The organism is Ruegeria sp. CDSA077, from assembly GCF_059612265.1.
On sequence record NZ_JBXWQG010000001.1, the window covers coordinates 439,224 to 458,501 of the forward strand.

Sequence of the window (19,278 nt, forward strand, 5' to 3'; positions counted from 1 at the left end):
GTTTCTAGGTTTTGTGTGTCAGTTGGCCTGCGGGATCAAAGGCGCGTTGTCACCCTGTGCCGGAGGCAACAGGTCATCCGCCGACGGAATTGCCGGTGTGCTTTCTTCGGTCGCGGCCGGTGCCTGTGTCCCAATCCGGTCAAGCACAGAGCTGCCCGAGGATTTTTGTGCCGCCAGAATGGTCAGCGTGATCGAAGTGACGATAAAGCACGCGGCTAAAATCCAGGTCACCTTGCCCAATGCTGTTGCAGCCGACCGGCCAGCCATGGCACCGCCTCCGCCGCCACCCATGCCAAGGCCGCCGCCTTCGGACCGCTGCATCAGGACGACGGCGATCAGGCCCAAAGCCAGAAGAAGATGGATAATGAGAACGACGTTTTCCATGGTGGTCCTGTACAGCGTGGCGTGTATCGCGAGGTACTTATGCAAGTTTGGTTCCGGGGGCAAGTCACGAGTTACCATCACGCCAAGTGATCTTCGGGATCACAGCAAAGAGACTGGACAGGCAAGGGGATGGTAAAGCAGGCTGCGACCCATGCCACATGACGATCCCGACCATCCGCACGCCATATTGCCGCCTGAACCCGCCCTTCGCGTCAAGGCGCTGGAAACGATTCTGACCCGCAAGGGTTTGATAGACCCGGCCGCTTTGGATGAGATCATCGACACTTACCAAAACAAGGTTGGCCCGCAGAACGGTGCCCGGGTTGTTGCCAAAGCCTGGACTGATCCGGCCTTTAAGGCCGCACTGCTTAAGGATGCAACGCCCGAGGTGGCAAAGCTTGGCTTTTACGGTCGGCAAGGCGAGCACATAGTTGTTGTCGAAAATACCCCTGATCTCCACAACATGGTCGTTTGCACGCTGTGCAGTTGCTACCCATGGCCTTTGTTGGGGATTCCACCGGGGTGGTATAAATCGGATGCCTATCGTGCACGGGCCGTGCGTGAGCCGCGTAAAATTTTGTCAGAGTTCGGCGTTTCTCTGGCGGATGAAACAGCCGTGCGGGTTTGGGATTCAACGGCCGAGATACGCTATCTTGTTCTACCCATGCGCCCCGAAGGCACCGATGGGATGACCGAAGACGACCTGACCGCGCTTGTGACCCGTGACAGTATGATCGGAACCGGCCTGCCAAAGGTGCCGTCATGACCCGCGTTCACGATATGGGAGGACGGTTCGGCGACGGTCCGGTGATCCCCGAATCCCAAGATGCAGCGATTTTCCCAGAAGAATGGCACGGGCGCGCATTGGCACTGACATTGGCTGCCGGGTTTCTGGGACAATGGAATATCGACATCTCGCGCCATGCACGCGAACGACTGTCGCCCAAAGACTATGCACGATTCTCTTACTACGAAAAATGGGTGTCAGCACTTGCAGATCTGTTGGTAGAGCAGGGGGTCCTGACTTTGGAAGACCTTCTGGGCCAAGGAACGGATGCTTCACATCCTTTGGCTTCCCGCGCGCTGACAGCCGGGACGGTTGAGGGCGTACTGTCCAAAGGCGGTCCGGCTGATCGACCCTCGAATATCGCGGTGCAGTTTGATCCCGGTCAAAAGGTGCGTACTGTACGACCGGCTGCCAACCGCCTGAAAAACGGTGGTCATACCAGATTGCCATCTTACGCTTCTGGCGCTTGCGGTCGGATATTACGCCTGCATGGGACGCATGTTTTGCCGGATTCCAATGCTCATGGTCTGGGAGAGGCACCTGAACCACTATATGCGGTTGCATTCCCAGCCTCGGAGCTTTGGGCCGATCCCGAGAACCGAAATGACGAGGTCATATTAGATCTGTGGCAAAGCTATCTGGTGCCCGATGAGTGAGTGTAACGCACAGCCATTACCCGAGCTGGCATTCGCAGAGCCCTGGCATGCACAGGTCTTTGCGGTCACGGTCGCGCTGAATGAAGCGGGACGATTCGAATGGTCGGAATGGGCCGATCGGTTTTCGAAGATGCTAAAACGCCATGGTCTAAGCAAAGAGCTGAATGGTGGCAACGACTATTTCCATGCCTGGCTGGAAACACTCGAGGCCTTTTTAGCCGAAATGGGTGACGCGAACCCAAGTGATGTCGCTGCAGTATCGTTGGATTGGGAGAAAGCCTATCTGACGACTCCACATGGTGAACCCATTCATTTGTCGAATGGCTAGAAAAGGGGCGCTGCCCCCGCCGCGGCCAGCCGCGACTCCCCCGAGATATTTTGTGCCAGATGAAGCAAGGGATCTTCTCTTCATCTGGCCAAAAATACCTCCGCCGGAGGCACCGCGCACAGCGTGGTTATGATCTGCGGCGAATTATCGGTTTCCCTGTCGCTGACACATCGCTATACGAGCCGGGTTTGATATCTCAGCGCAAAAGGACCAGATATGGCCAATGTGGTTGTTGTCGGCGCCCAGTGGGGTGACGAAGGAAAAGGCAAGATCGTCGATTGGCTCAGTGAACGGGCCGATGTGATCGCGCGTTTTCAAGGCGGGCATAATGCCGGTCATACGTTGGTAATCGACGGTGCCGTCTATAAGTTGCACGCTCTGCCATCCGGTGTGGTACGTGGCGGCAAGCTGAGTGTCATCGGCAATGGCGTTGTTCTGGATCCCTGGCACCTGCTGAAAGAGATCGCAACGATCCAGGCGCAGGGAGTCGAGATATCGCCCGAAACGCTGATGATCGCAGAGAATACCCCGCTGATCCTGCCCATCCACGGTGAACTGGACCGCGCGCGCGAAGAGGCCGCAAGCAAAGGAACCAAGATCGGGACCACCGGTCGTGGAATCGGCCCCGCATATGAAGATAAGGTTGGGCGGCGTTCTGTGCGGGTTGCTGACCTGGCAGACGAAGCGACCCTTGAGGCACGCGTAGATCGTGCGCTGCAGCACCATGACCCGCTGCGCAAGGGATTGGGGATCGAACCCGTGGACCGCGATGCACTGATTGCTCAGCTGAGGGAAATTGCGTCCGAGATTCTGCCTTTCGCAGCACCCGTTTGGAAAGTGCTGAACGAAAAGCGCAAGGCTGGTAAACGTATTCTATTTGAAGGCGCGCAGGGTGCCCTTCTGGACATCGACTTTGGAACCTATCCGTTTGTGACCTCGTCCAACGTGATCGCCGGTCAGGCGGCGACCGGTGTCGGCATCGGGCCCGGCTCGATTGATTTTGTCCTTGGCATCGTAAAGGCTTACACGACCCGTGTGGGTGAGGGGCCGTTTCCAACCGAATTGGATGATGCGGATGGCCAGCGTCTGGGTGAGCGTGGGCACGAGTTTGGTACGACCACCGGGCGCAAGCGGCGTTGCGGCTGGTTTGATGCCTGTCTGGTGCGCCAAACCTGTGCCACTAGCGGCGTAAACGGTATTTCGCTGACCAAGCTGGACGTGCTGGACGGATTCGAGACGCTGAAAATCTGTGTTGCCTATGACCTTGACGGTAAGCGTCTGGATTATCTTCCCACCGCAGCCGATCAGCAGGCACGATGTACTCCGATCTACGAAGAGGTGCCTGGTTGGAGCGAATCAACGGAAGGCGCGCGCAGTTGGGCGGACTTGCCTGCAAATGCCATCAAATATGTGCGTCGGGTCGAAGAGTTGATCGAATGTCCGGTTGCATTGCTGTCCACTAGCCCAGAGCGGGATGACACCATTTTGGTGACAGACCCGTTTGCTGACTGATGGCGGGCGAACAGAAAAATGGCCTGAGCTATAAAGCGCGTCGTCGTTGGTCGATGGTGCTGCTGCTGATTGGCCTGCCGGCTTATATCGTTGCGGTGGTGACGGTGATAAACTGGTTGGACCGGCCACCAATATGGTTGGAACTTCTGGTATATGTAGCGCTCGGCATTTTGTGGGCTCTGCCTTTCAAATTCATCTTCAAAGGTGTCGGAAAAGAAGATCCAAACGGATCCTCTGACTGAGCGGCCTATTCCGGGCTCATCCTGCGGCGGGTTCATACGCCTGCCCACAAAAGATCGCCCAATGAAAAAGGGCCGGAGTTGGTCTCCGGCCCTTCTTTCTTTTCGGTTTGAATTCAGCCTGCGGCGCGTTCATCTCCGTCAGGGCGGAACCCTATCTCGTCCGAAGCCGCAAACCGACCTCCGCCAGCTTTCTCAATCTTGCCGTCGCGCAGCAGTTGCCCGAATGAGCGCAGGCTTTCCTCGCGATTAAAATCGTCCTGCTTGAGAGAACGGATCTTGTTCATCAGTTGCGGGCGCGAGAACTGTTCCTGTCCTTCGATGAACGACAGATAAGATGCCGCAGCTTCCAGCAGGTCCGGCAGAGATTGTGCGCCCTGTTCCTGCGCATAGTGCGCAAAGCCGCTTTCCTCGATCGGAAGACCCAGCGGTTTGGATTTTACACGGCGCGGAGAAATCGGCCCCATTTCATCCTCGTCTTTATTGTCGATGCGCTGTTCAGCAACCAGCTTGAGGGGAGCGGCAGGCTCTGCCTTGGGACGGGCAGTTGTAACATTGCTTTCGGGGCGGCGCGGGCTGATCTGCTGAGCCTGATTACGGTTCAGCGCATCTGCACGATCAGCATTGGTTGCGGCCACTGCATTGCGCAGACGGGAATATGTCTCGCGCTGAGTGGCAGTCGCGGGATCATCCATCTGTTCGACCGCCTTTTCCATCAGGCGAGAAACGTCCTCGTCCAGGTTCGGTTCCTCAGGCAGAGGCTCGGATGCACGGGCGGACAACACGGCTTCGACGCTGGCGATTTCGTCAAGCAGAGTTTCCTCGTCTTCTTCGGTCAAATAGCCGGCAACCTCTTCAGATTCGTCTGCGTCCGCCGAAATGTCTTCTGTCAGGATATTGTCGATTTCGTCGCTCTGGGCTTCGTCCGTCTCGGCACTCAGATCCGAAATCAAAACCTCTTCTGCCTCGACAGTGGTCACGTCGTCAGCAGTGGGTGCGACATCAATTTCTGGCACGGCGGGGGTCTCTTGGGCCGGGCCTTCGATCTCTGCCTCTTCCGCGGCGGGTGGGGGCATGTCAATCTGAGGTTCGGGCTCAAATTCCTGAGCTGCTTCAACCTCTGCATCGGCCGCGGGGGATTCGACCAGATCTGTGGGGGTCAGAGATCCGGCCTGAAAGGCAGCCGATACGGCATCAGTTGGGCCGGTTTCGGATTTCATCAGGGGGGAATCTTCATCCTCGGCGTAGATCACCGAGTTTTCTTCGCTATGAGAGACTACCGCCCGGATCCGTTGCAGCTTTGCGGCGATACTATCGGCGGCAGGTTCGGGTCGACCCTCAACCGGCTCGGCCTCTGCGATGGGCGCGGACTGTGAGGGGGCAGCGGTATAGGCCGGAGCACTCGGGGTACTGGGCGGGGTCATGGGCGCGGTAGAAAGGGACGGTGAAGCGGCACGGTCTTGCGCCCGCAGAAGCAATCCGTTTTCGCTCTGGCTGGCTTCGACTTTACGCGTCGCATCTCGCTGAGCAATGCGGGTCAGCATTTCGGCGTCTGGTTGCGGAGGTTCGGACCCAAAATACCTGTCATCCGCTGCAAGGTCGCGGAAGTATTCGGCAATCGACTTCATCGTTTCAAAAGAATCGTCAAATCCTTCCAAAGTGCACGAGAAGGTTCCGTAGGAAACTGTCAAAACCTTGTTATTCTGTACCATCAGACGTACGTCCTCTACAAACTACACGAGCCATCAGCCCGGTCGTGGGCAGAGCTATTGGCTCAGAACTTTGTCCATGAACCTATCATTTTGTGGTCTCAATGTGTCAAAACCCGGAAAAAATGATCAATCTCATGAAAAAGACGCGAATTGTACGTTCGAAAGAGTCAATCACGCTGGTTGGAAGCGGTCAAATTGGCCCTGAAGATTTGGATTTGGCGTTGATTCGCACAAAATTGGCCGTCGCCGCGGATGGTGGGGCGGCAAGTTTGTTGGAAATTGGGCGTACTCCAGACGCTGTTATCGGTGATTTTGATTCGCTCGATTCGGATCACAAAGATCAGATTCCGCTGGATCGACTGTTTCCAATTAGCGAACAAAACAGCACGGATTTCGACAAGGCCCTGCGCAGTGTCGAGGCGCCGCTGGTGATTGGGGTCGGTTTTCTCGGGGGGCGTCTGGATCACCAGTTAGCAGCACTCAACGTCTTGGTTCGCAGGCAAGATCAGCCCTGTATTCTGATTGGCGAAAGTGAGATTATCTTTCACGCACCCCCCCAAATCTCGGTTTCTATGGCGCCTCGAGATGTCGTCTCATTGTTTCCATTGCAGCGTGTATCAGGGCAAAGCCGCGGCCTTGAATGGCCAATCGACGGTTTGGTGATGGAGCCGAACGGCGCTGTCGGAACGTCCAACCGCGCATTGGGCTCGGTTGAATTGCGTATGGATGGGCCGGGCCTTTTGGTAATGTTTCCCAGGGCGATGCTGGATCAGGTCATGCAGGCGCTTCTGTCGGGGCCGTCCGGGCGCTGGCCCGCTCGCGCAGAATGACATAGAGGCCGGCAGCGATGGTGATGCAGATGCCCAAAGCGGCGACACCGTCGGGCAGGTCGTGAAAGATCAGCCAGCCAAACACCGTGGCGACCGGGATTTCGAGATACTGCATCGGGGCCAATGTTGCAGAGGGTGCATATCGCAGCGACCAGGTCATGAACAGATGTGCGACTGTGCCGAGAAGCCCGATTGCAAGCAAAAGCCAGACATCGCCCAAATTCGGAGCAATCAGGGACAGCTCCCAGATTCCGGCGGGTGTTCCCACCAACAGGGCAGGCAGTAGGATGACAGAAGCTATGACGCCTGACACGGCCTGAAGCGCAATGGGATCTGTAGCTTTTGCAATTTGCCGGGTCACGAGCATGAACAGGGCAAACACCACCGCGACGACAAGTGGAAGCAAAGCCGCATATCCGACCTCGGCAAAGCTGGGTTGAATGACAAGCAATGTACCACCAAAGCCCACAAGGCACGCAATCAGGCGTCGCTTGCCGACTTCTTCCTTTAGTACCAGTTTGCCAAGAAGCAACATGATAAACGGCATAACAAAGGCGATGGCCACAGCGTCGGCCAGCGGCAGGTATTGCAGGGCAGAGAACATCGCGGCGATGCCGACGATGTGCAGCAGGGTTCTTATGACAGCCAGGCGAAATATACGCCCCTGCATGCGCCAGGGCCTGCCAGTCCAGGCGACCAGCGGAACCAACAACATGGCTTGAATGGCAAACCGGACAAAGACCAGCATTCCAAGCGGCACGGTTTCACCCAGTAATTTGGCGACCGCATCCCCCAAGGGTGCAAGCGCACAAAAGCCAAGCATCAGCACGATGCCAAAAACGGGACGGTCCTGTGTCATGATGAGACGCTAGCGATTTGATTGAACCGGGGAAAGGCGAAAGCTAGGGGTCGGGCAGCGGTTGTACTTTGGTGTAGTCCGGGCCGATGCAGATCGGCAGCCCGTCATCCAGTTTCAGCCAGCCCAGCTGCTCTTCATGCGCGACATGCAGCGTGGGCTGCAGTTGGTTAGGGTCGTCCAGAAGGGCCACATACAGATGCATCACGCCGGACATCGCGTCGGACCGGAATGAGATCGGCGAGCCGCAGTCAGGGCAAAAGCTGCGCTCGACCCCGGGTGAGGATGCGAATGTCTTTGGTGCCTGGCCCGTCCAAGTCAGCTGTCCATCGCGGATCCCGAAATAGGCCGTCATCGGGGCCGCGCATTGTCTGCGGCAACTGTCGCAGTGGCAGGTCACACAGGACAGAACAGGCGGGTCCACCTGAAATGAAACTTTACCGCAAAGACAATGGCCATCCATTTCGCTTCCCCGCGTTGCCTCAGCAATTCGGCACGTTCACCGCCAAACCGCCCAATGACGTTTCCTTGTATTTTTCATGCATGTCATGCCCGGTCTGCCGCATGGTTTCGATGACGGCGTCCAGTGGTACGAAATGGTGACCATCTCCACGCAGGGCCAAGGAGGCCGCTGATACCGCCTTGATCGCACCCAGCCCGTTGCGTTCGATACAGGGTACTTGAACCAGCCCGGCGACAGGATCACAGGTCATGCCCAGATGATGCTCGAGAGCGATCTCGGCGGCATTTTCCACTTGTTCCGGCGTGCCGCCCATAACCGCGCACAGCCCGGCTGCAGCCATGGCTGCGGCGCTGCCGACTTCAGCCTGACACCCGGCCTCGGCGCCCGAGATCGAGGCGTTGTATTTGACCAGCCCGCCAATAGCGGCCGCAGTCAGCATGAAATCTTCGATGTGGTTTTCTGAAGCACCGGGTACATGGTCCAGATAATAGCGCATTACCGCTGGAAGAACCCCGGCAGCACCATTGGTGGGGGCGGTCACCACCTGACCGCCAGCTGCGTTTTCTTCGTTTACGGCCATGGCGTAAACGCTCATCCAGTCGTTGATCGTGTGGGGCGCGTTCAGGTTCATACCACGTTCGGCCATCAACGCGTCATAGATGCCTTTGGCGCGACGACGCACGTTCAAACCGCCTGGCAGAATGCCGTCGGTGGTCAGACCGCGCTCGATACAGTCGTTCATGACCTGCCATAGGCGCGCGGTGCCTTTGGCAAAACTGTCTGCACAGCCGCGCGCGATCTCGTTGGCGCGCTTCATCTCGGCTATGCTTTTGCCGCTGGTTTTGGCCATGTCCAACATCTCGACCGCCGATTTGAAAGGAAAGGGCACCGGTGCGCCTTCATCTGTTGCCTTGCCCTGGGCCAGTTCTTCCTCGGTCAGAACAAAGCCGCCACCGATCGAGTAATAGACCTGCCGCAGGATCACGTCGCCCTGTGCGTCCGTGGCCATCAGGACCATACCGTTAGCATGGCCCGGCAGATTGTTTTCATAGTCGAAAACCAGATCGGCCTTGGGATCGAACTGCAGCGTGGGCAATCCTTCGGGGGTCACGCTGTGGGTCTCACTTATGCCAGCCAGTGCGGCCTCGGCCCGTTCGTGATCATATGTGTCGGGCACAAATCCGGCCAGGCCCAGGATTGTGGCGCGATCGGTTGCGTGGCCGACACCGGTAAAGGCCAGCGACCCGTGCAGCGACCCGCGCAGCCCTGAAAATTCGAACGGAGAGGCGCGCATCATGTCCAAAAACCGCGCGGCAGCAACCATTGGTCCCATCGTATGGGACGAGGACGGGCCAATGCCCACTTTGAACATATCGAAGACAGACAGAAACATATCAGGTAGCAAAGCCTTCCGGTGGGTTAGCATAGGTTGGTGAGGTAAAGGGTGTAACCCCTAAACCCTCGGCCGCGATTGCGGCACGTGTGGCGGGGCGCGTCTCCAACTGCATCAGCATTCGCTGCAGATGCGGCGTGTCAGCGATCTGAAACCAGCTGCGATCAGCCTTCGCAGGATAGAGCGCCATCCAGCGCATCTGACAGGCCAGATAATAGCTCAGGACCGATGGTATGTCCGGGCTCAGCCAGGAAGGCGCGCTTTTCGCAACTTCATCAAGCTGGCGCAAGTGCTGGCGCAAACGAGGGCGGATACCGGCGCGCAAAGGATTGACCTGCGCTGCGTCTATATATTTTTCGGCATAAAACAGAATACGCAGATCAGCGTGCAGCGTATTGGAGGCAAAGAACAGCCACTTCAGAAACGCGGCGCGGTTGCTGTCCATGGGGGTAGGGGCCAGCCCACCATGCGTATCCGCCAGCCACAACAAGATAGCAGCGGTTTCGAAGATCGGCCCCTGTGGTGTTTCCAATACCGGGATCAGCCCATTGGGGTTCAGCGCGCGATATTCCGGGCTGTCCTGTGCGCTTTGGCGGCGGTCTACCAGAACCGTTTCATAGGGCAGGCACATCTCTTCCAGCGCCAGCCGGATGACCAGCGAAGCATTGTCCGGGGCATAGTGCAGGCAGTAAGGCGTGTTCATGCGAACTATGTATACCTCACGTATGTTTTCAACAGACCTGATTGCGACGTTTCCCATAGGAAACGCGTAGTTTCGCGACATGTTGGTCTACCGATCCGGACAATTCTCTCTCGCAGTTGTCGTAGGCATTCCGTATAAGTTCCGCAGCAAATTAGGGGGATGCTGAAATGGCTGGTGATCTGTCGCCCATCGACACTGCAAAATACGTCGCAGCACGCCGTGCGGCTGACATGGTGCAGAATGGGATGCGAGTCGGCCTGGGAACCGGATCGACCGCTGCATGGATGGTGCGTCGGCTGGGGGAACGGGTCAGAGAAGAAGGTCTGGCGATCAAGGGTGTTCCGACATCGACCCGGACGGCCCAACTGGCCCGTGAACTGGGCATTGAGGTTGTTTCCCTGGATCAGGCGGGATGGCTGGACATCACCATCGACGGTGCGGACGAATTCGACAGAGAGCTTAATCTGATCAAGGGCGGCGGCGGCGCGCACCTGCAGGAAAAGATCGTAGCCACGGCCAGCGACCAGATGGTGGTCATCGCCGATGCCGGCAAAGAGGTCGAGACTCTGGGTGCCTTCCCATTGCCGGTCGAGGTGATCCCCTTTGGCTGGCAGACCACTCGCACCCTGATCGAAGAGGTGCTGGATACCATGGATGTTCTCGGTACCCGCTCGGCACTTCGCATGAACGGAGAAGCGCCGTTTGTCACGGATGAAGGCAATCACGTGCTGGACCTGCATTTGCAACGGATCGGAAACCCAAGGCAGATGGCGCTGGTGCTGAACCAGGTACCCGGCGTGGTCGAGAACGGGTTGTTCATCGACATTTGCGACAAGGTCGTGATCGGTTATGGAGATGGCCGGGTCGAACTGCGCGACATCAACGAGGGAACGGTGGAACTGGACGAGTTGTTCGATGGCGGCAAAGACAACCTGTTCACGGATTTGGCGGATTAAGGAATGAGCACCTCTCCGGTTGCTGAATACCGCGAAACCGAAGCAGATTTGGCTGCGCGAGCCAGGACGCTAAAACGCAACCTGATCAAGATCGGGATTGCGGCTGTGGTAGCAGCGTGGGGTTTTGTTTCCGCAGGGTGGACAGGTGGCACGCTTTTCACATTGGTGCTCGTTGTCCTTACTACCGTCGTGTTGTTCATGAACTATCTAGGTTCACTCAAGGTGCCGTCGCTTGTGGCCCTAGTGGACTCTGGTGGATCGAAGCTCCGCACGCGTAGAGGAATGATCCAAGACATTGTTTGGCCTGATGTACGCTACATTGATGCGTTCGACGAAACCGAGCAGAAACGCCGCCCTATTTTTTTTGTTAGCTTCAACAAGTCAGATGGCGGGCATGAGTGTTTACCCCTTCCGTTGCAATCCATGCCGAAACCCATATCTGAGTGTTTCGTAGAGACGATTGAGCATTATCGACCAAATCTGTATGCGTCCTGGCAAGATCAACTGTCCCAGTGGTCCAGTCTGGGCCGTCATGAGTGACCGGGTACATCATTGATGATGGCTCGATAGCGTTGTCAGAAAACTGAAAGAGGCACTGTAAATGAGCTTTGACTATGATCTTTTCGTCATCGGAGGCGGCTCGGGCGGGGTCCGGGCGGCGCGTGTGGCGGCTGGCGAAAACGGGGCCAAAGTGGCGTTGGCGGAAGAGGATCGCTATGGCGGAACCTGCGTGATCCGCGGATGTGTCCCCAAAAAGCTGATGGTTTTTGCCAGCGAATTCTCTGGCATGGTCGAAGATGCGCAGGCCTATGGCTGGGACGTCAAACCCGGTGCATTTGACTGGGATTTCTTTCGCGGCAAACTCCATGCCGAGCTGGACCGGCTGGAAGGCATCTATCGCAACATCCTGAAAAACAACGGCGTCGAAAGCTTTGATCAGCGTGCACATGTGGTGGATGCACATACGGTTGAGCTGGCCGATGGCACCCGCATGACGGCCAAGCATATTCTGGTCGCCACAGGCGGACGCCCTGTTGTGCCCGAGTTTCCGGGGTCGGAGCTGGCAATCACCTCGAACGAGATTTTCCATCTGGAAAAACTGCCCGAAAGCATCCTGATCGTTGGTGGCGGTTATATCGCCAGCGAGTTTGCAGGAATCATGAACGGCATGGGCGTGAAAACCACCCAGTTCTACCGCGGTGCGCAAATCCTTCGGGGTTTTGACGAAGAAGCGCGCGGTCTGATCAGCGAAGAGATGTGCCAGAACGGGATTGATCTGCATCTGGGCACCAATGTGCTTGAGATGGCCAAAGACGGTGACAAGATTCGCGTAAAGGCCACCAATGGCACGGAACAGCTGTTTGACGTGGTCATGTATGCCACTGGTCGCGCGCCCAATGCCGACAATCTGGGACTTGAGGCGATCGGCGTTGAACGCGGCCGCAAGGGTGAGATCATCGTGGATGATTACAGCCAGACCGGCGTGCCCTCGATCTATGCGATTGGCGACGTGACGGATCGGGTAAACCTGACTCCGGTTGCGATCCGCGAGGGGATGGCTTTTGTCGAAACCGTATTCAAAGGCAACCCGACACCTGTGGATCACGACCTGATTCCAACTGCGATTTTCACGCAGCCGGAATTCGGCACGGTCGGGTTGAGTGAAGAAGACGCTGCAACCCAAGAGCCGGTCGAGATCTATGCAACCTCGTTCAAGCCGATGCAAAAGGCATTCGCAGGTGGCACGCAGCGGGTTTTGATGAAACTGATCGTCTCTCAGGCCACGCGTAAGGTGCTGGGCTGTCACATCGTGGCGCCGGGCGCCGGCGAGATGATTCAACTGGCTGGCATTGCCGTCAAAATGGGCGCAACCAAGGAAGATTTCGACCGCACCGTTGCAGTTCATCCGGTCATGGCGGAAGAACTGGTAACAATGCGTCATCCTGTGCGTACGGCTTGATTTGCAACCGCGCGCACACAAGTTACAAGGGAACCCGTGATCACACGGTTCAACACAAGGGAATAGATAAAAATGGCGGGCAACAGCGGCGGCCCCTGGGGGGGCGGAGGCTCTTCTGGCGGCGGAGGAAATCGGGGTGATAACGGGGACGGGCGCAAGCCCCCTGAAAACGAGGGCCCGCAGATCCCCGAGATCGACGAGCTGATGAAAAAAGGCCAGGAACAGCTGCGCGTCCTGATGGGCGGCGGCGGTGGCGGCCGTGGTAGCAATGGTTCGGGCGGTGGCGGGGGTGGTCCCATCTTTACCAAAGGGACTATTGCCATTGGGTTGGTGGTGGGTGCAGTCCTTTGGGGTGCCGCCAGCTTTTATACGGTAAAGCCGGAAGAACAGTCGGTAGAGCTGTTTTTGGGTGAATTTTCAAACGTTGGAAATCCCGGTCTGAACTTTGCGCCTTGGCCGTTTGTAACTGCCGAGGTCATTCCTGTGACCCGCGAGCAGAACGAAGACATGGGCGGAGCCCGTGGTAGCGATGATGGCTTGATGCTGACAGGCGACGAAAATGTTGTCGATATCGACTATCAGGTGGTCTGGAACATCAATGACCCGGCCAAGTATCTGTTCAATTTGCGCGACCCGCGCCAGACGATCCGCGCCGTGTCGGAATCGGCCATGCGCGAGATCATTGCACAAAGCGAGCTGGCACCGATCCTGAACCGAGATCGGGGTGTGATCGCTGATCGCTTGCAGGAATTGATTCAGTCGACGATGGACAGCTATGATTCCGGCGTGAACATTGTGCGTGTCAACTTTGACAAAGCCGACCCGCCACAGGACGTAATCGCGGCCTTCCGCGACGTTCAGGCCGCCGCACAAGAACGTGACCGTCTGCAGAACGTCGCCGACGCCTATGCCAATAAGGTACTGGCCGAAGCACGTGGTGAAGCCGCGCAAGTTGTGGAAGAGGCCGAAGGATATCGCGCCCAGCAGATCAACAGTGCTCAAGGTGAAGCCAGCCGCTTTAGCGCGGTTCTGGAAGAATACTCCAAAGCGCCGGATGTAACGCGCAAACGTTTGTATCTGGAGCGGATGGAGCAGATTCTGGGTGATGTCGACAAGATCATACTGGACGAAAACTCGGCCGGTCAGGGACAGGGCATTGTGCCGTATCTGCCGCTGAACGAACTGCGCCGCAATCAATCCGGGGAGAGCAACTGATGCGTAAGTCACCCATTATCCTCATCCTTGTGGTGATCCTCGGCGTTGTTGCGCTGTCATCGATCTTTATCGTGGACGAACGCCAGCGCGCATTGGTTCTGCAATTCGGCCGTGTGGTCGCGGTTAAGGAAGAGCCTGGTCTGGCGTTCAAAATTCCACTTATTCAGGAAGTTGTCCGTTATGACGACCGTATCCTGTCCATCGACGTTCAACCGCTTGAAGTGACGCCGTTGGATGATCGTCGTCTGGTAGTCGATGCCTTCGCACGGTACCGGATTTCCGATCTGAACCAGTTCCGCCAGGCGGTTGGTGTCGGTGGTATCCCGGTTGCCGAGGATCGTCTGGACCGCATCTTGCGCGCTGAAACCCGCGAAGTTCTGGGTTCAGTTTCGTCCCGTGACATCCTGAGCTCGGACCGGGCTGCACTGATGCTGCGTATCCGCAATAGTGCGATTGCCGAGGCACTTGCGCTGGGTGTTACCGTCATTGACGTGCGTCTGAAAGCGACCGATCTGCCGCAGGCCAACCTCGAAGCGACGTTTGACCGGATGAAGGCCGAGCGGGAGCGCGAAGCAACGGACGAACGTGCCCGTGGTAATGAGGCGGCACAGCGTGTACGTGCCCAGGCCGACAGGACCGTGGTCGAATTGGTGTCGGATGCGCGGCGTGAGGCTGAGATCATTCGCGGTGAGGCTGACGCCGAACGGAACTCGATCTTTGCCGAAGCTTACGGCGCGGACCCGGAATTCTTTGAATTCTATCGTTCGCTGACCGCCTATCAGAATGCATTGCAGGGCGGTAACAGCTCGATGGTATTGAGCCCGGATTCCGAGTTCTTCAACTATCTCAAATCACCCACCGGCCGGGGCCAATCGGCGGAGCAGGCGTCTGAATAATGGGTATGATCCTTCTGGCCTTTGGGCTGGTGTTGATTGTTGAGGGGCTGGCCTATGCGCTGGCCCCTTCGCTTATTGAACGTATGCTAGAGGCGTTGCGGTCGATGCCAGAGCAGGCACGTCGGCTTGCAGGATTGTTATGTGTGGTGGGAGGTCTCGTGTTGCTATGGGGTGCATATCAGGTCGGGTTTTGAACAACGGCTACACTTCATGGTGATTTCCCCGCGATCCTCAGTTGCGGGCAAGGACAAACCAGCTACATTGGATATCAAGAAGGGCCGCCTGCGGGCGATCCAGATAGTGTTGACGACAAGGAGTTTCCACGTGCAGTCACAAGCGCGCAGTATATCGGTCCGGCGGGACGACGTTGTTGGTTTCATGCGGTTGATGTGGCTGGCCTTTGCCGGGATGCTGCTTGTATTGGCGCAGTCAGTGGCCGCCCAGGCGCGGGGCGAAAGCCTGGCTCCGCTGGCCGATAAGATCAGCCCAGCGGTGGTCAACATCACCACTTCGACACTGATCGAGGGACAGACCGGCCCACAGGGGATCGTTCCCGAAGGCTCTCCGTTCGAAGATTTCTTTCGCGAGTTTCAAGACCGTAACGGGGAAGATGACAACCGCCCGCGCCGCAGCAATTCGCTGGGCTCGGGGTTTGTGATATCCGAGGATGGTTTCATCGTTACCAACAACCACGTTATTGCCGAGGCTGATGAGATACTGGTCGAATTCTTCCCGGGCGACGGTCAACCGAAGAAAGAACTGCCTGCGAAAGTGATCGGTACGGATGAAAAAACCGATATCGCCCTTTTGAAGGTCGAGGCCACCGGGCCGCTGAAATATGTCAAGTTCGGCGATAGTGACATTGCGCGCGTTGGCGACTGGGTGATTGCGATGGGCAACCCGCTGGGGCAAGGGTTTTCGGTTTCGGCGGGGATCGTCTCGGCGCGGAACCGCGCGCTCAGCGGATCTTATGACGACTATATCCAGACCGATGCTGCGATTAACCGGGGGAACTCGGGCGGGCCGCTGTTCAATATGGATGGCGAGGTGATCGGCGTGAATACGGCGATCCTGTCGCCGAATGGCGGTTCGATCGGGATTGGCTTCTCGATGGCCTCGAATGTGGTGGTCAAGGTTGTCGACCAACTGCGCGAGTTCGGAGAGACCCGCCGCGGTTGGCTGGGTGTCCGGATTCAGGATGTGACCGAGGATATGGCCGAGGCGATGGGCCTGGACAAGCCGGGTGGTGCGCTGATCAGCGATGTACCCGAGGGCCCGGCCAAAGAGGCAGGCCTGTTGGCCGGTGACGTGATCCTCAGCTTTGATGGTGTCGAGGTCGATGACACCCGTGGATTGGTACGTCAGGTTGGTGAGACAACGGTTGGCAAGTCGGTCCGTGTGGTGGTGCATCGAGATGGCAGCACGCAGACAGTGCTTGTGACTCTGGGCCGCCGCGAAGATGCCGAGCGGGCCGAAAGCGAAGAGGGTGAGGCCGAAGAAGCCCCGGTTGAGGAAAATGCCGATATTCTGGGGCTGACGATATCGCCCGTGACTGAAGCCCTGCGTGCTGATCTGGGGCTGGAGCCGGATACCGAAGGGCTGGTTGTGACCGAAGTGGACGAGGCGTCAGAAGCCTATGCCAAGGGTTTGCGCGCCGGTGATCTGATCACCGAGGCTGGCCAGCAGAAGGTCACTGCGATTTCTGATCTGGAGGACCGGATGGAAGAAGCCCGCACGGCCGGGCGGAAGTCACTGCTGCTTTTGGTGCGGCGCGGTGGAGATCCACGCTTTGTCGCGCTGAGCCTTGAAGAGTGATCTCTTAAGTTGAACAAACAGAAAGGCCAGGGCACCTGCTCTGGCCTTTTTTCTGTGCTGAAAAAAGATGAGCCACACGCCGGGGAAGGCGTATGGCTCTGGTACAGGGAGAGGTCAGTGGACAGATATCGGGGATGATTCTCTGACCTCCTACGGTAACAGTTCCTAACGTAATCTTAATGCGATCCGTCGTATGTGAAGCAGGTCACAACAGGTCAAATGAGGTCGGAATCCGCCAGTTCCCGCAGCGCCTCAAAATCATGGATCATCAGGCCGCCCCGCGAAGCTTCGACAACCTTGTCGCGTTTCCAGGTTGAAATTGTCTTTGAGACAGCTTCGCGCGTGGCACCAACGAATTCGGCCAGCTCGCTTTGGGACAGGGTAATGCGAGTGGTTGGATCGTCTTGAAGGTTGGACAGATGCAGCAGTTTGCGCGCAAGCCGGATAGGCATCGGCAAAAAGACCTGTTCATTCAGTTGCGACCCCATCCACCGCATGCGCAAACCGGCCAGTCGGATCATATCCACCGCAAGGTCAGGATGTTGGCGGATCTGGTTCATGACATCGGACCTACGCACACGCAGCACCCGAGAGGCCTCGGCCGCGGCCACGGTTGCGGTACGGGGGCCATTGTCGAACAAGCCGATTTCACCAAAGACCTCGCCAGGCTTCATCAATGTCAACGAGAGTTTTCGACCGCTCATCGCCAAGAAGGACACCTCTAGCGTGCCGGCAAGAATGGCATAGAGGGCATCCCCTTCATCCCCTTGTTCGAAAAGGATATCACCAGGTTCGAGAGAAATCTCTGTCGCCTGTGCCGAGAGCATTGATCTCAGCCGGTCTGAAGCTTCGGATAGAAAGCCACTATTTGGGAAAGCCGTCATTTGGTGTGGTGCTCCGGCGGGAAAAGGTGAGTGGTGACACAACTTTTCATAGCCCAAGCGTTTAGCCAAGGATTTTGTTAGGTTTTATGGCCTCCCGCGCTTCACGGAAAAGTCATCCGAAGGGCGGTTGAGGATTTAGCCGTCATTGATGATCGGGATCATCCATATAGCTTTGCAACAGGCTGAACTGCAGCATGAGGAACGCCATAAGGGCAATGGGGAATCCGAAGGTTTCAATCTTGACCCACAGGTCAGTCGACATCGTGCGCCACACGAATTCATTTGCGACGGCCAGAACAGCAAAACACGCACACAGACGACGGGTCAGGATCATCCAGCCTTCGTGTTTCATGGGCAGCATCTCGTCCAGAACATAGGCAAGATAGGATTTCTTTTGCAGCAGCCCGATCCCCAGGATCAGAGCAAACAGGCCATAAACAAGCGTGGTTTTCATCTTGAAGAACCGCTCGTCATTGAACCAGGCGGTCAGGCCGCCGAAGAAAATGACCATGAAAGCTGTAAATATCTGCATCCGGCTTAGCTTGCCGGTCAGGTACCACAAGATGCCCATTGCCCCCAGCATCAGCGGCACAAAAATGATCGTGGCAATGATAAAACCGGAATACTCGATGCCGCCGATCATAAAGCTGTCATCGCGCAAGCGCAGGTAGATGAAGAAAAAGGCCAGCGGAGGACCCAGTTCCAGCACCTGTTTCAGAAATGGATTTATGTCGGTCTTGCCTGTCATGTCTTTTGTCCTGCTGCTTACCCGCCCATTTCAACTATTACGGCGCCGAGTGCAATCAATGCCATCAGCGCGATCCGCCTTGGGCCGACGGTTTCTTTCAGAACCAGCCAGCCGATCAGGGCGGCAAAGACGGTGGAGGTTTCCCGCAGAACGGCGGCTTCGCCGACCTTGTCCAACCGCGTGGCCAGCATGATGGCCCCGAAAGATAGAGGGGCGATGATCCCGCCGGCGATGCCGCGCAGCGCCAAGGGTCCCAAGGCCGGGCGATGGGCCATCGCGCGCCAGCGATAGAACGCATAGATCGGCATCGTCGCCCCGTCGATCATGAAGAACCAGGCCAGAAAGGTGAACGGATCGGCCGTCGCGCGAATGCCATAGGCGTCATAGGTGGTGTAGAGCGCCACAAACAACCCAGTTGCCAGCGCCAGGGCCAAAGCGATCCCAAGCGTTTCGCGGTTGGTTTCAAGAAACCGCAAATTATAGGCCGCCAGCCCGAATATCCCCGCTAGCAAGACCGCGACACCAAACCATTGCGTGGCAGAAAAGGTCTCGCCAAACAAAAGATAGGCGCCGAAAACGGTGAACAGTGGTCCGGTGCCGCGCACGACGGGATAGACCACCGTGTAAGAACCCTTGGTATAGGCCATTGCCTGCAGGGTCTTATAGGCGATGTGGATCAGCCAGACGGTGGCGAAGATTGGCCACATATAGGGCTCGGGCCAAGGCACTACAAAAAACGCGAAAGGTGCAGCCAGAAGACAGTAGCTGGCGTCTATAGCCCCGCGGGACAGCCACGGGTCGTGACGGCCCTTTTGTAATGCTCCGAACACCGCGTGCAAGAAGGCGGCCATCAGCGCGAGCCCAAGGGCAAGGTCATGGCCCTTGGGCGTGCCTTCCAGAGAGATGAGCCAGTCGCTCAAGACATCGACCTTTCGCGGGTG

The 19,278-nt window shown here is 57.2% G+C and carries 22 protein-coding genes; 13 read left to right on the plus strand and 9 right to left on the minus strand.

Features of this window, described 5'->3' with window-relative positions; all coding sequences use genetic code 11:
• Window positions 1-18: 18 nt before the first annotated feature.
• A complete protein-coding gene (secG, locus tag AC2FLE_RS02270; RefSeq protein WP_142634600.1) occupies window positions 19-384 on the minus strand; it encodes a preprotein translocase subunit SecG in 366 nt (121 codons plus the stop codon).
• Window positions 385-535: 151 nt separating this feature from the next.
• Here secG and nthA point away from each other — a divergent pair, with 151 nt between their 5' ends.
• The 5 genes from nthA (at window position 536) to AC2FLE_RS02295 (ending at window position 3,909) form a co-directional block, all read left to right on the plus strand.
• Window positions 536-1,150, plus strand: coding sequence for a nitrile hydratase subunit alpha (nthA, locus tag AC2FLE_RS02275; RefSeq protein ID WP_496694988.1), 615 nt, complete (start codon window positions 536-538; stop codon window positions 1,148-1,150).
• Window positions 1,147-1,827 (plus strand): nitrile hydratase subunit beta, encoded by a 681-nt coding sequence (gene nthB, locus AC2FLE_RS02280; RefSeq protein ID WP_281972315.1) that lies wholly within the window; start codon window positions 1,147-1,149, stop codon window positions 1,825-1,827. The genes nthA and nthB overlap by 4 nt, the downstream gene beginning before the upstream one ends.
• Window positions 1,820-2,155: a nitrile hydratase accessory protein gene (locus AC2FLE_RS02285; RefSeq protein ID WP_496694990.1), complete on the plus strand. Its 336-nt coding sequence runs from the start codon at window positions 1,820-1,822 to the stop codon at window positions 2,153-2,155. The genes nthB and AC2FLE_RS02285 overlap by 8 nt, the downstream gene beginning before the upstream one ends.
• Before the next feature lie 216 nt (window positions 2,156-2,371).
• Window positions 2,372-3,667, plus strand: a complete 1,296-nt coding sequence (locus AC2FLE_RS02290; RefSeq protein ID WP_142634592.1) for an adenylosuccinate synthase — start codon at window positions 2,372-2,374, stop codon at window positions 3,665-3,667.
• Window positions 3,667-3,909 (plus strand): DUF2842 domain-containing protein, encoded by a 243-nt coding sequence (locus tag AC2FLE_RS02295; RefSeq protein ID WP_142634590.1) that lies wholly within the window; start codon window positions 3,667-3,669, stop codon window positions 3,907-3,909. The genes AC2FLE_RS02290 and AC2FLE_RS02295 overlap by 1 nt, the downstream gene beginning before the upstream one ends.
• Window positions 3,910-4,022: 113 nt before the next feature.
• Here the strand turns inward: AC2FLE_RS02295 and AC2FLE_RS02300 are convergent, their stop codons facing one another.
• Entirely contained in the window at window positions 4,023-5,618 is a 1,596-nt protein-coding gene (locus AC2FLE_RS02300; RefSeq protein WP_496694992.1) for a hypothetical protein, read from the minus strand.
• A gap of 134 nt (window positions 5,619-5,752) precedes the next feature.
• On the opposite strand from AC2FLE_RS02300, the gene AC2FLE_RS02305 reads away from it, so the two are divergent.
• Window positions 5,753-6,448, plus strand: a complete 696-nt coding sequence (locus AC2FLE_RS02305; protein WP_496694993.1) for a thiamine diphosphokinase — start codon at window positions 5,753-5,755, stop codon at window positions 6,446-6,448.
• Here the strand turns inward: AC2FLE_RS02305 and AC2FLE_RS02310 are convergent.
• Genes AC2FLE_RS02310 through AC2FLE_RS02325 form a run of 4 tightly spaced genes read right to left on the minus strand, consistent with a single transcriptional unit; the run spans window position 6,393 to window position 9,863 of the window.
• Window positions 6,393-7,307, minus strand: a complete 915-nt coding sequence (locus tag AC2FLE_RS02310; RefSeq protein ID WP_496694995.1) for a DMT family transporter — start codon at window positions 7,305-7,307, stop codon at window positions 6,393-6,395. The genes AC2FLE_RS02305 and AC2FLE_RS02310 overlap by 56 nt on opposite strands.
• 43 nt (window positions 7,308-7,350) lie before the next feature.
• Complete coding sequence (locus tag AC2FLE_RS02315; protein WP_496694997.1) at window positions 7,351-7,767, minus strand: GFA family protein; 417 nt, start codon at window positions 7,765-7,767, stop codon at window positions 7,351-7,353.
• A gap of 19 nt (window positions 7,768-7,786) precedes the next feature.
• Window positions 7,787-9,160 carry an L-serine ammonia-lyase gene (locus AC2FLE_RS02320; RefSeq protein ID WP_142634582.1) on the minus strand — a complete coding sequence of 458 codons (1,374 nt, stop codon included), beginning with the start codon at window positions 9,158-9,160 and terminating at the stop codon, window positions 7,787-7,789.
• Window position 9,161: 1 nt separating this feature from the next.
• Window positions 9,162-9,863 carry a glutathione S-transferase family protein gene (locus tag AC2FLE_RS02325; RefSeq protein WP_496694999.1) on the minus strand — a complete coding sequence of 234 codons (702 nt, stop codon included), beginning with the start codon at window positions 9,861-9,863 and terminating at the stop codon, window positions 9,162-9,164.
• A 167-nt stretch (window positions 9,864-10,030) separates the two neighbouring features.
• Between AC2FLE_RS02325 and rpiA the strand changes: the two genes are divergently transcribed.
• The 7 genes from rpiA (at window position 10,031) to AC2FLE_RS02360 (ending at window position 16,705) form a co-directional block, all read left to right on the plus strand.
• A complete protein-coding gene (gene rpiA / locus AC2FLE_RS02330; RefSeq protein ID WP_271946345.1) occupies window positions 10,031-10,819 on the plus strand; it encodes a ribose-5-phosphate isomerase RpiA in 789 nt (262 codons plus the stop codon).
• Window positions 10,820-10,822: 3 nt separating this feature from the next.
• Window positions 10,823-11,359: a hypothetical protein gene (locus tag AC2FLE_RS02335; RefSeq protein ID WP_496695003.1), complete on the plus strand. Its 537-nt coding sequence runs from the start codon at window positions 10,823-10,825 to the stop codon at window positions 11,357-11,359.
• Between the two features lie 61 nt (window positions 11,360-11,420).
• Window positions 11,421-12,779 carry a glutathione-disulfide reductase gene (gene gor / locus AC2FLE_RS02340; protein ID WP_496695004.1) on the plus strand — a complete coding sequence of 453 codons (1,359 nt, stop codon included), beginning with the start codon at window positions 11,421-11,423 and terminating at the stop codon, window positions 12,777-12,779.
• A 72-nt stretch (window positions 12,780-12,851) separates the two neighbouring features.
• Window positions 12,852-13,994: an FtsH protease activity modulator HflK gene (gene hflK / locus AC2FLE_RS02345; RefSeq protein ID WP_271946353.1), complete on the plus strand. Its 1,143-nt coding sequence runs from the start codon at window positions 12,852-12,854 to the stop codon at window positions 13,992-13,994.
• A complete protein-coding gene (gene hflC / locus AC2FLE_RS02350; RefSeq protein ID WP_496695006.1) occupies window positions 13,994-14,890 on the plus strand; it encodes a protease modulator HflC in 897 nt (298 codons plus the stop codon). The genes hflK and hflC overlap by 1 nt, the downstream gene beginning before the upstream one ends.
• Window positions 14,890-15,084, plus strand: a complete 195-nt coding sequence (locus AC2FLE_RS02355; RefSeq protein WP_496695008.1) for a DUF2065 domain-containing protein — start codon at window positions 14,890-14,892, stop codon at window positions 15,082-15,084. Before hflC ends, AC2FLE_RS02355 begins: the two co-directional genes overlap by 1 nt.
• A 130-nt stretch (window positions 15,085-15,214) precedes the next feature.
• Entirely contained in the window at window positions 15,215-16,705 is a 1,491-nt protein-coding gene (locus AC2FLE_RS02360; RefSeq protein WP_496690773.1) for a Do family serine endopeptidase, read from the plus strand.
• 215 nt (window positions 16,706-16,920) lie between these two features.
• Here the strand turns inward: AC2FLE_RS02360 and AC2FLE_RS02365 are convergent, their stop codons facing one another.
• The 3 genes from AC2FLE_RS02365 to AC2FLE_RS02375 form a co-directional block, all read right to left on the minus strand.
• Entirely contained in the window at window positions 16,921-17,589 is a 669-nt protein-coding gene (locus AC2FLE_RS02365) for a Crp/Fnr family transcriptional regulator (RefSeq protein ID WP_142634564.1), read from the minus strand.
• 142 nt (window positions 17,590-17,731) lie between these two features.
• On the minus strand, window positions 17,732-18,337 hold the full coding sequence (locus AC2FLE_RS02370; RefSeq protein ID WP_142634562.1) for an inner membrane-spanning protein YciB: 606 nt from the start codon (window positions 18,335-18,337) through the stop codon (window positions 17,732-17,734).
• A 17-nt stretch (window positions 18,338-18,354) separates the two neighbouring features.
• On the minus strand, window positions 18,355-19,257 hold the full coding sequence (locus tag AC2FLE_RS02375; protein WP_496695011.1) for an EamA family transporter: 903 nt from the start codon (window positions 19,255-19,257) through the stop codon (window positions 18,355-18,357).
• Window positions 19,258-19,278: the final 21 nt, after the last annotated feature.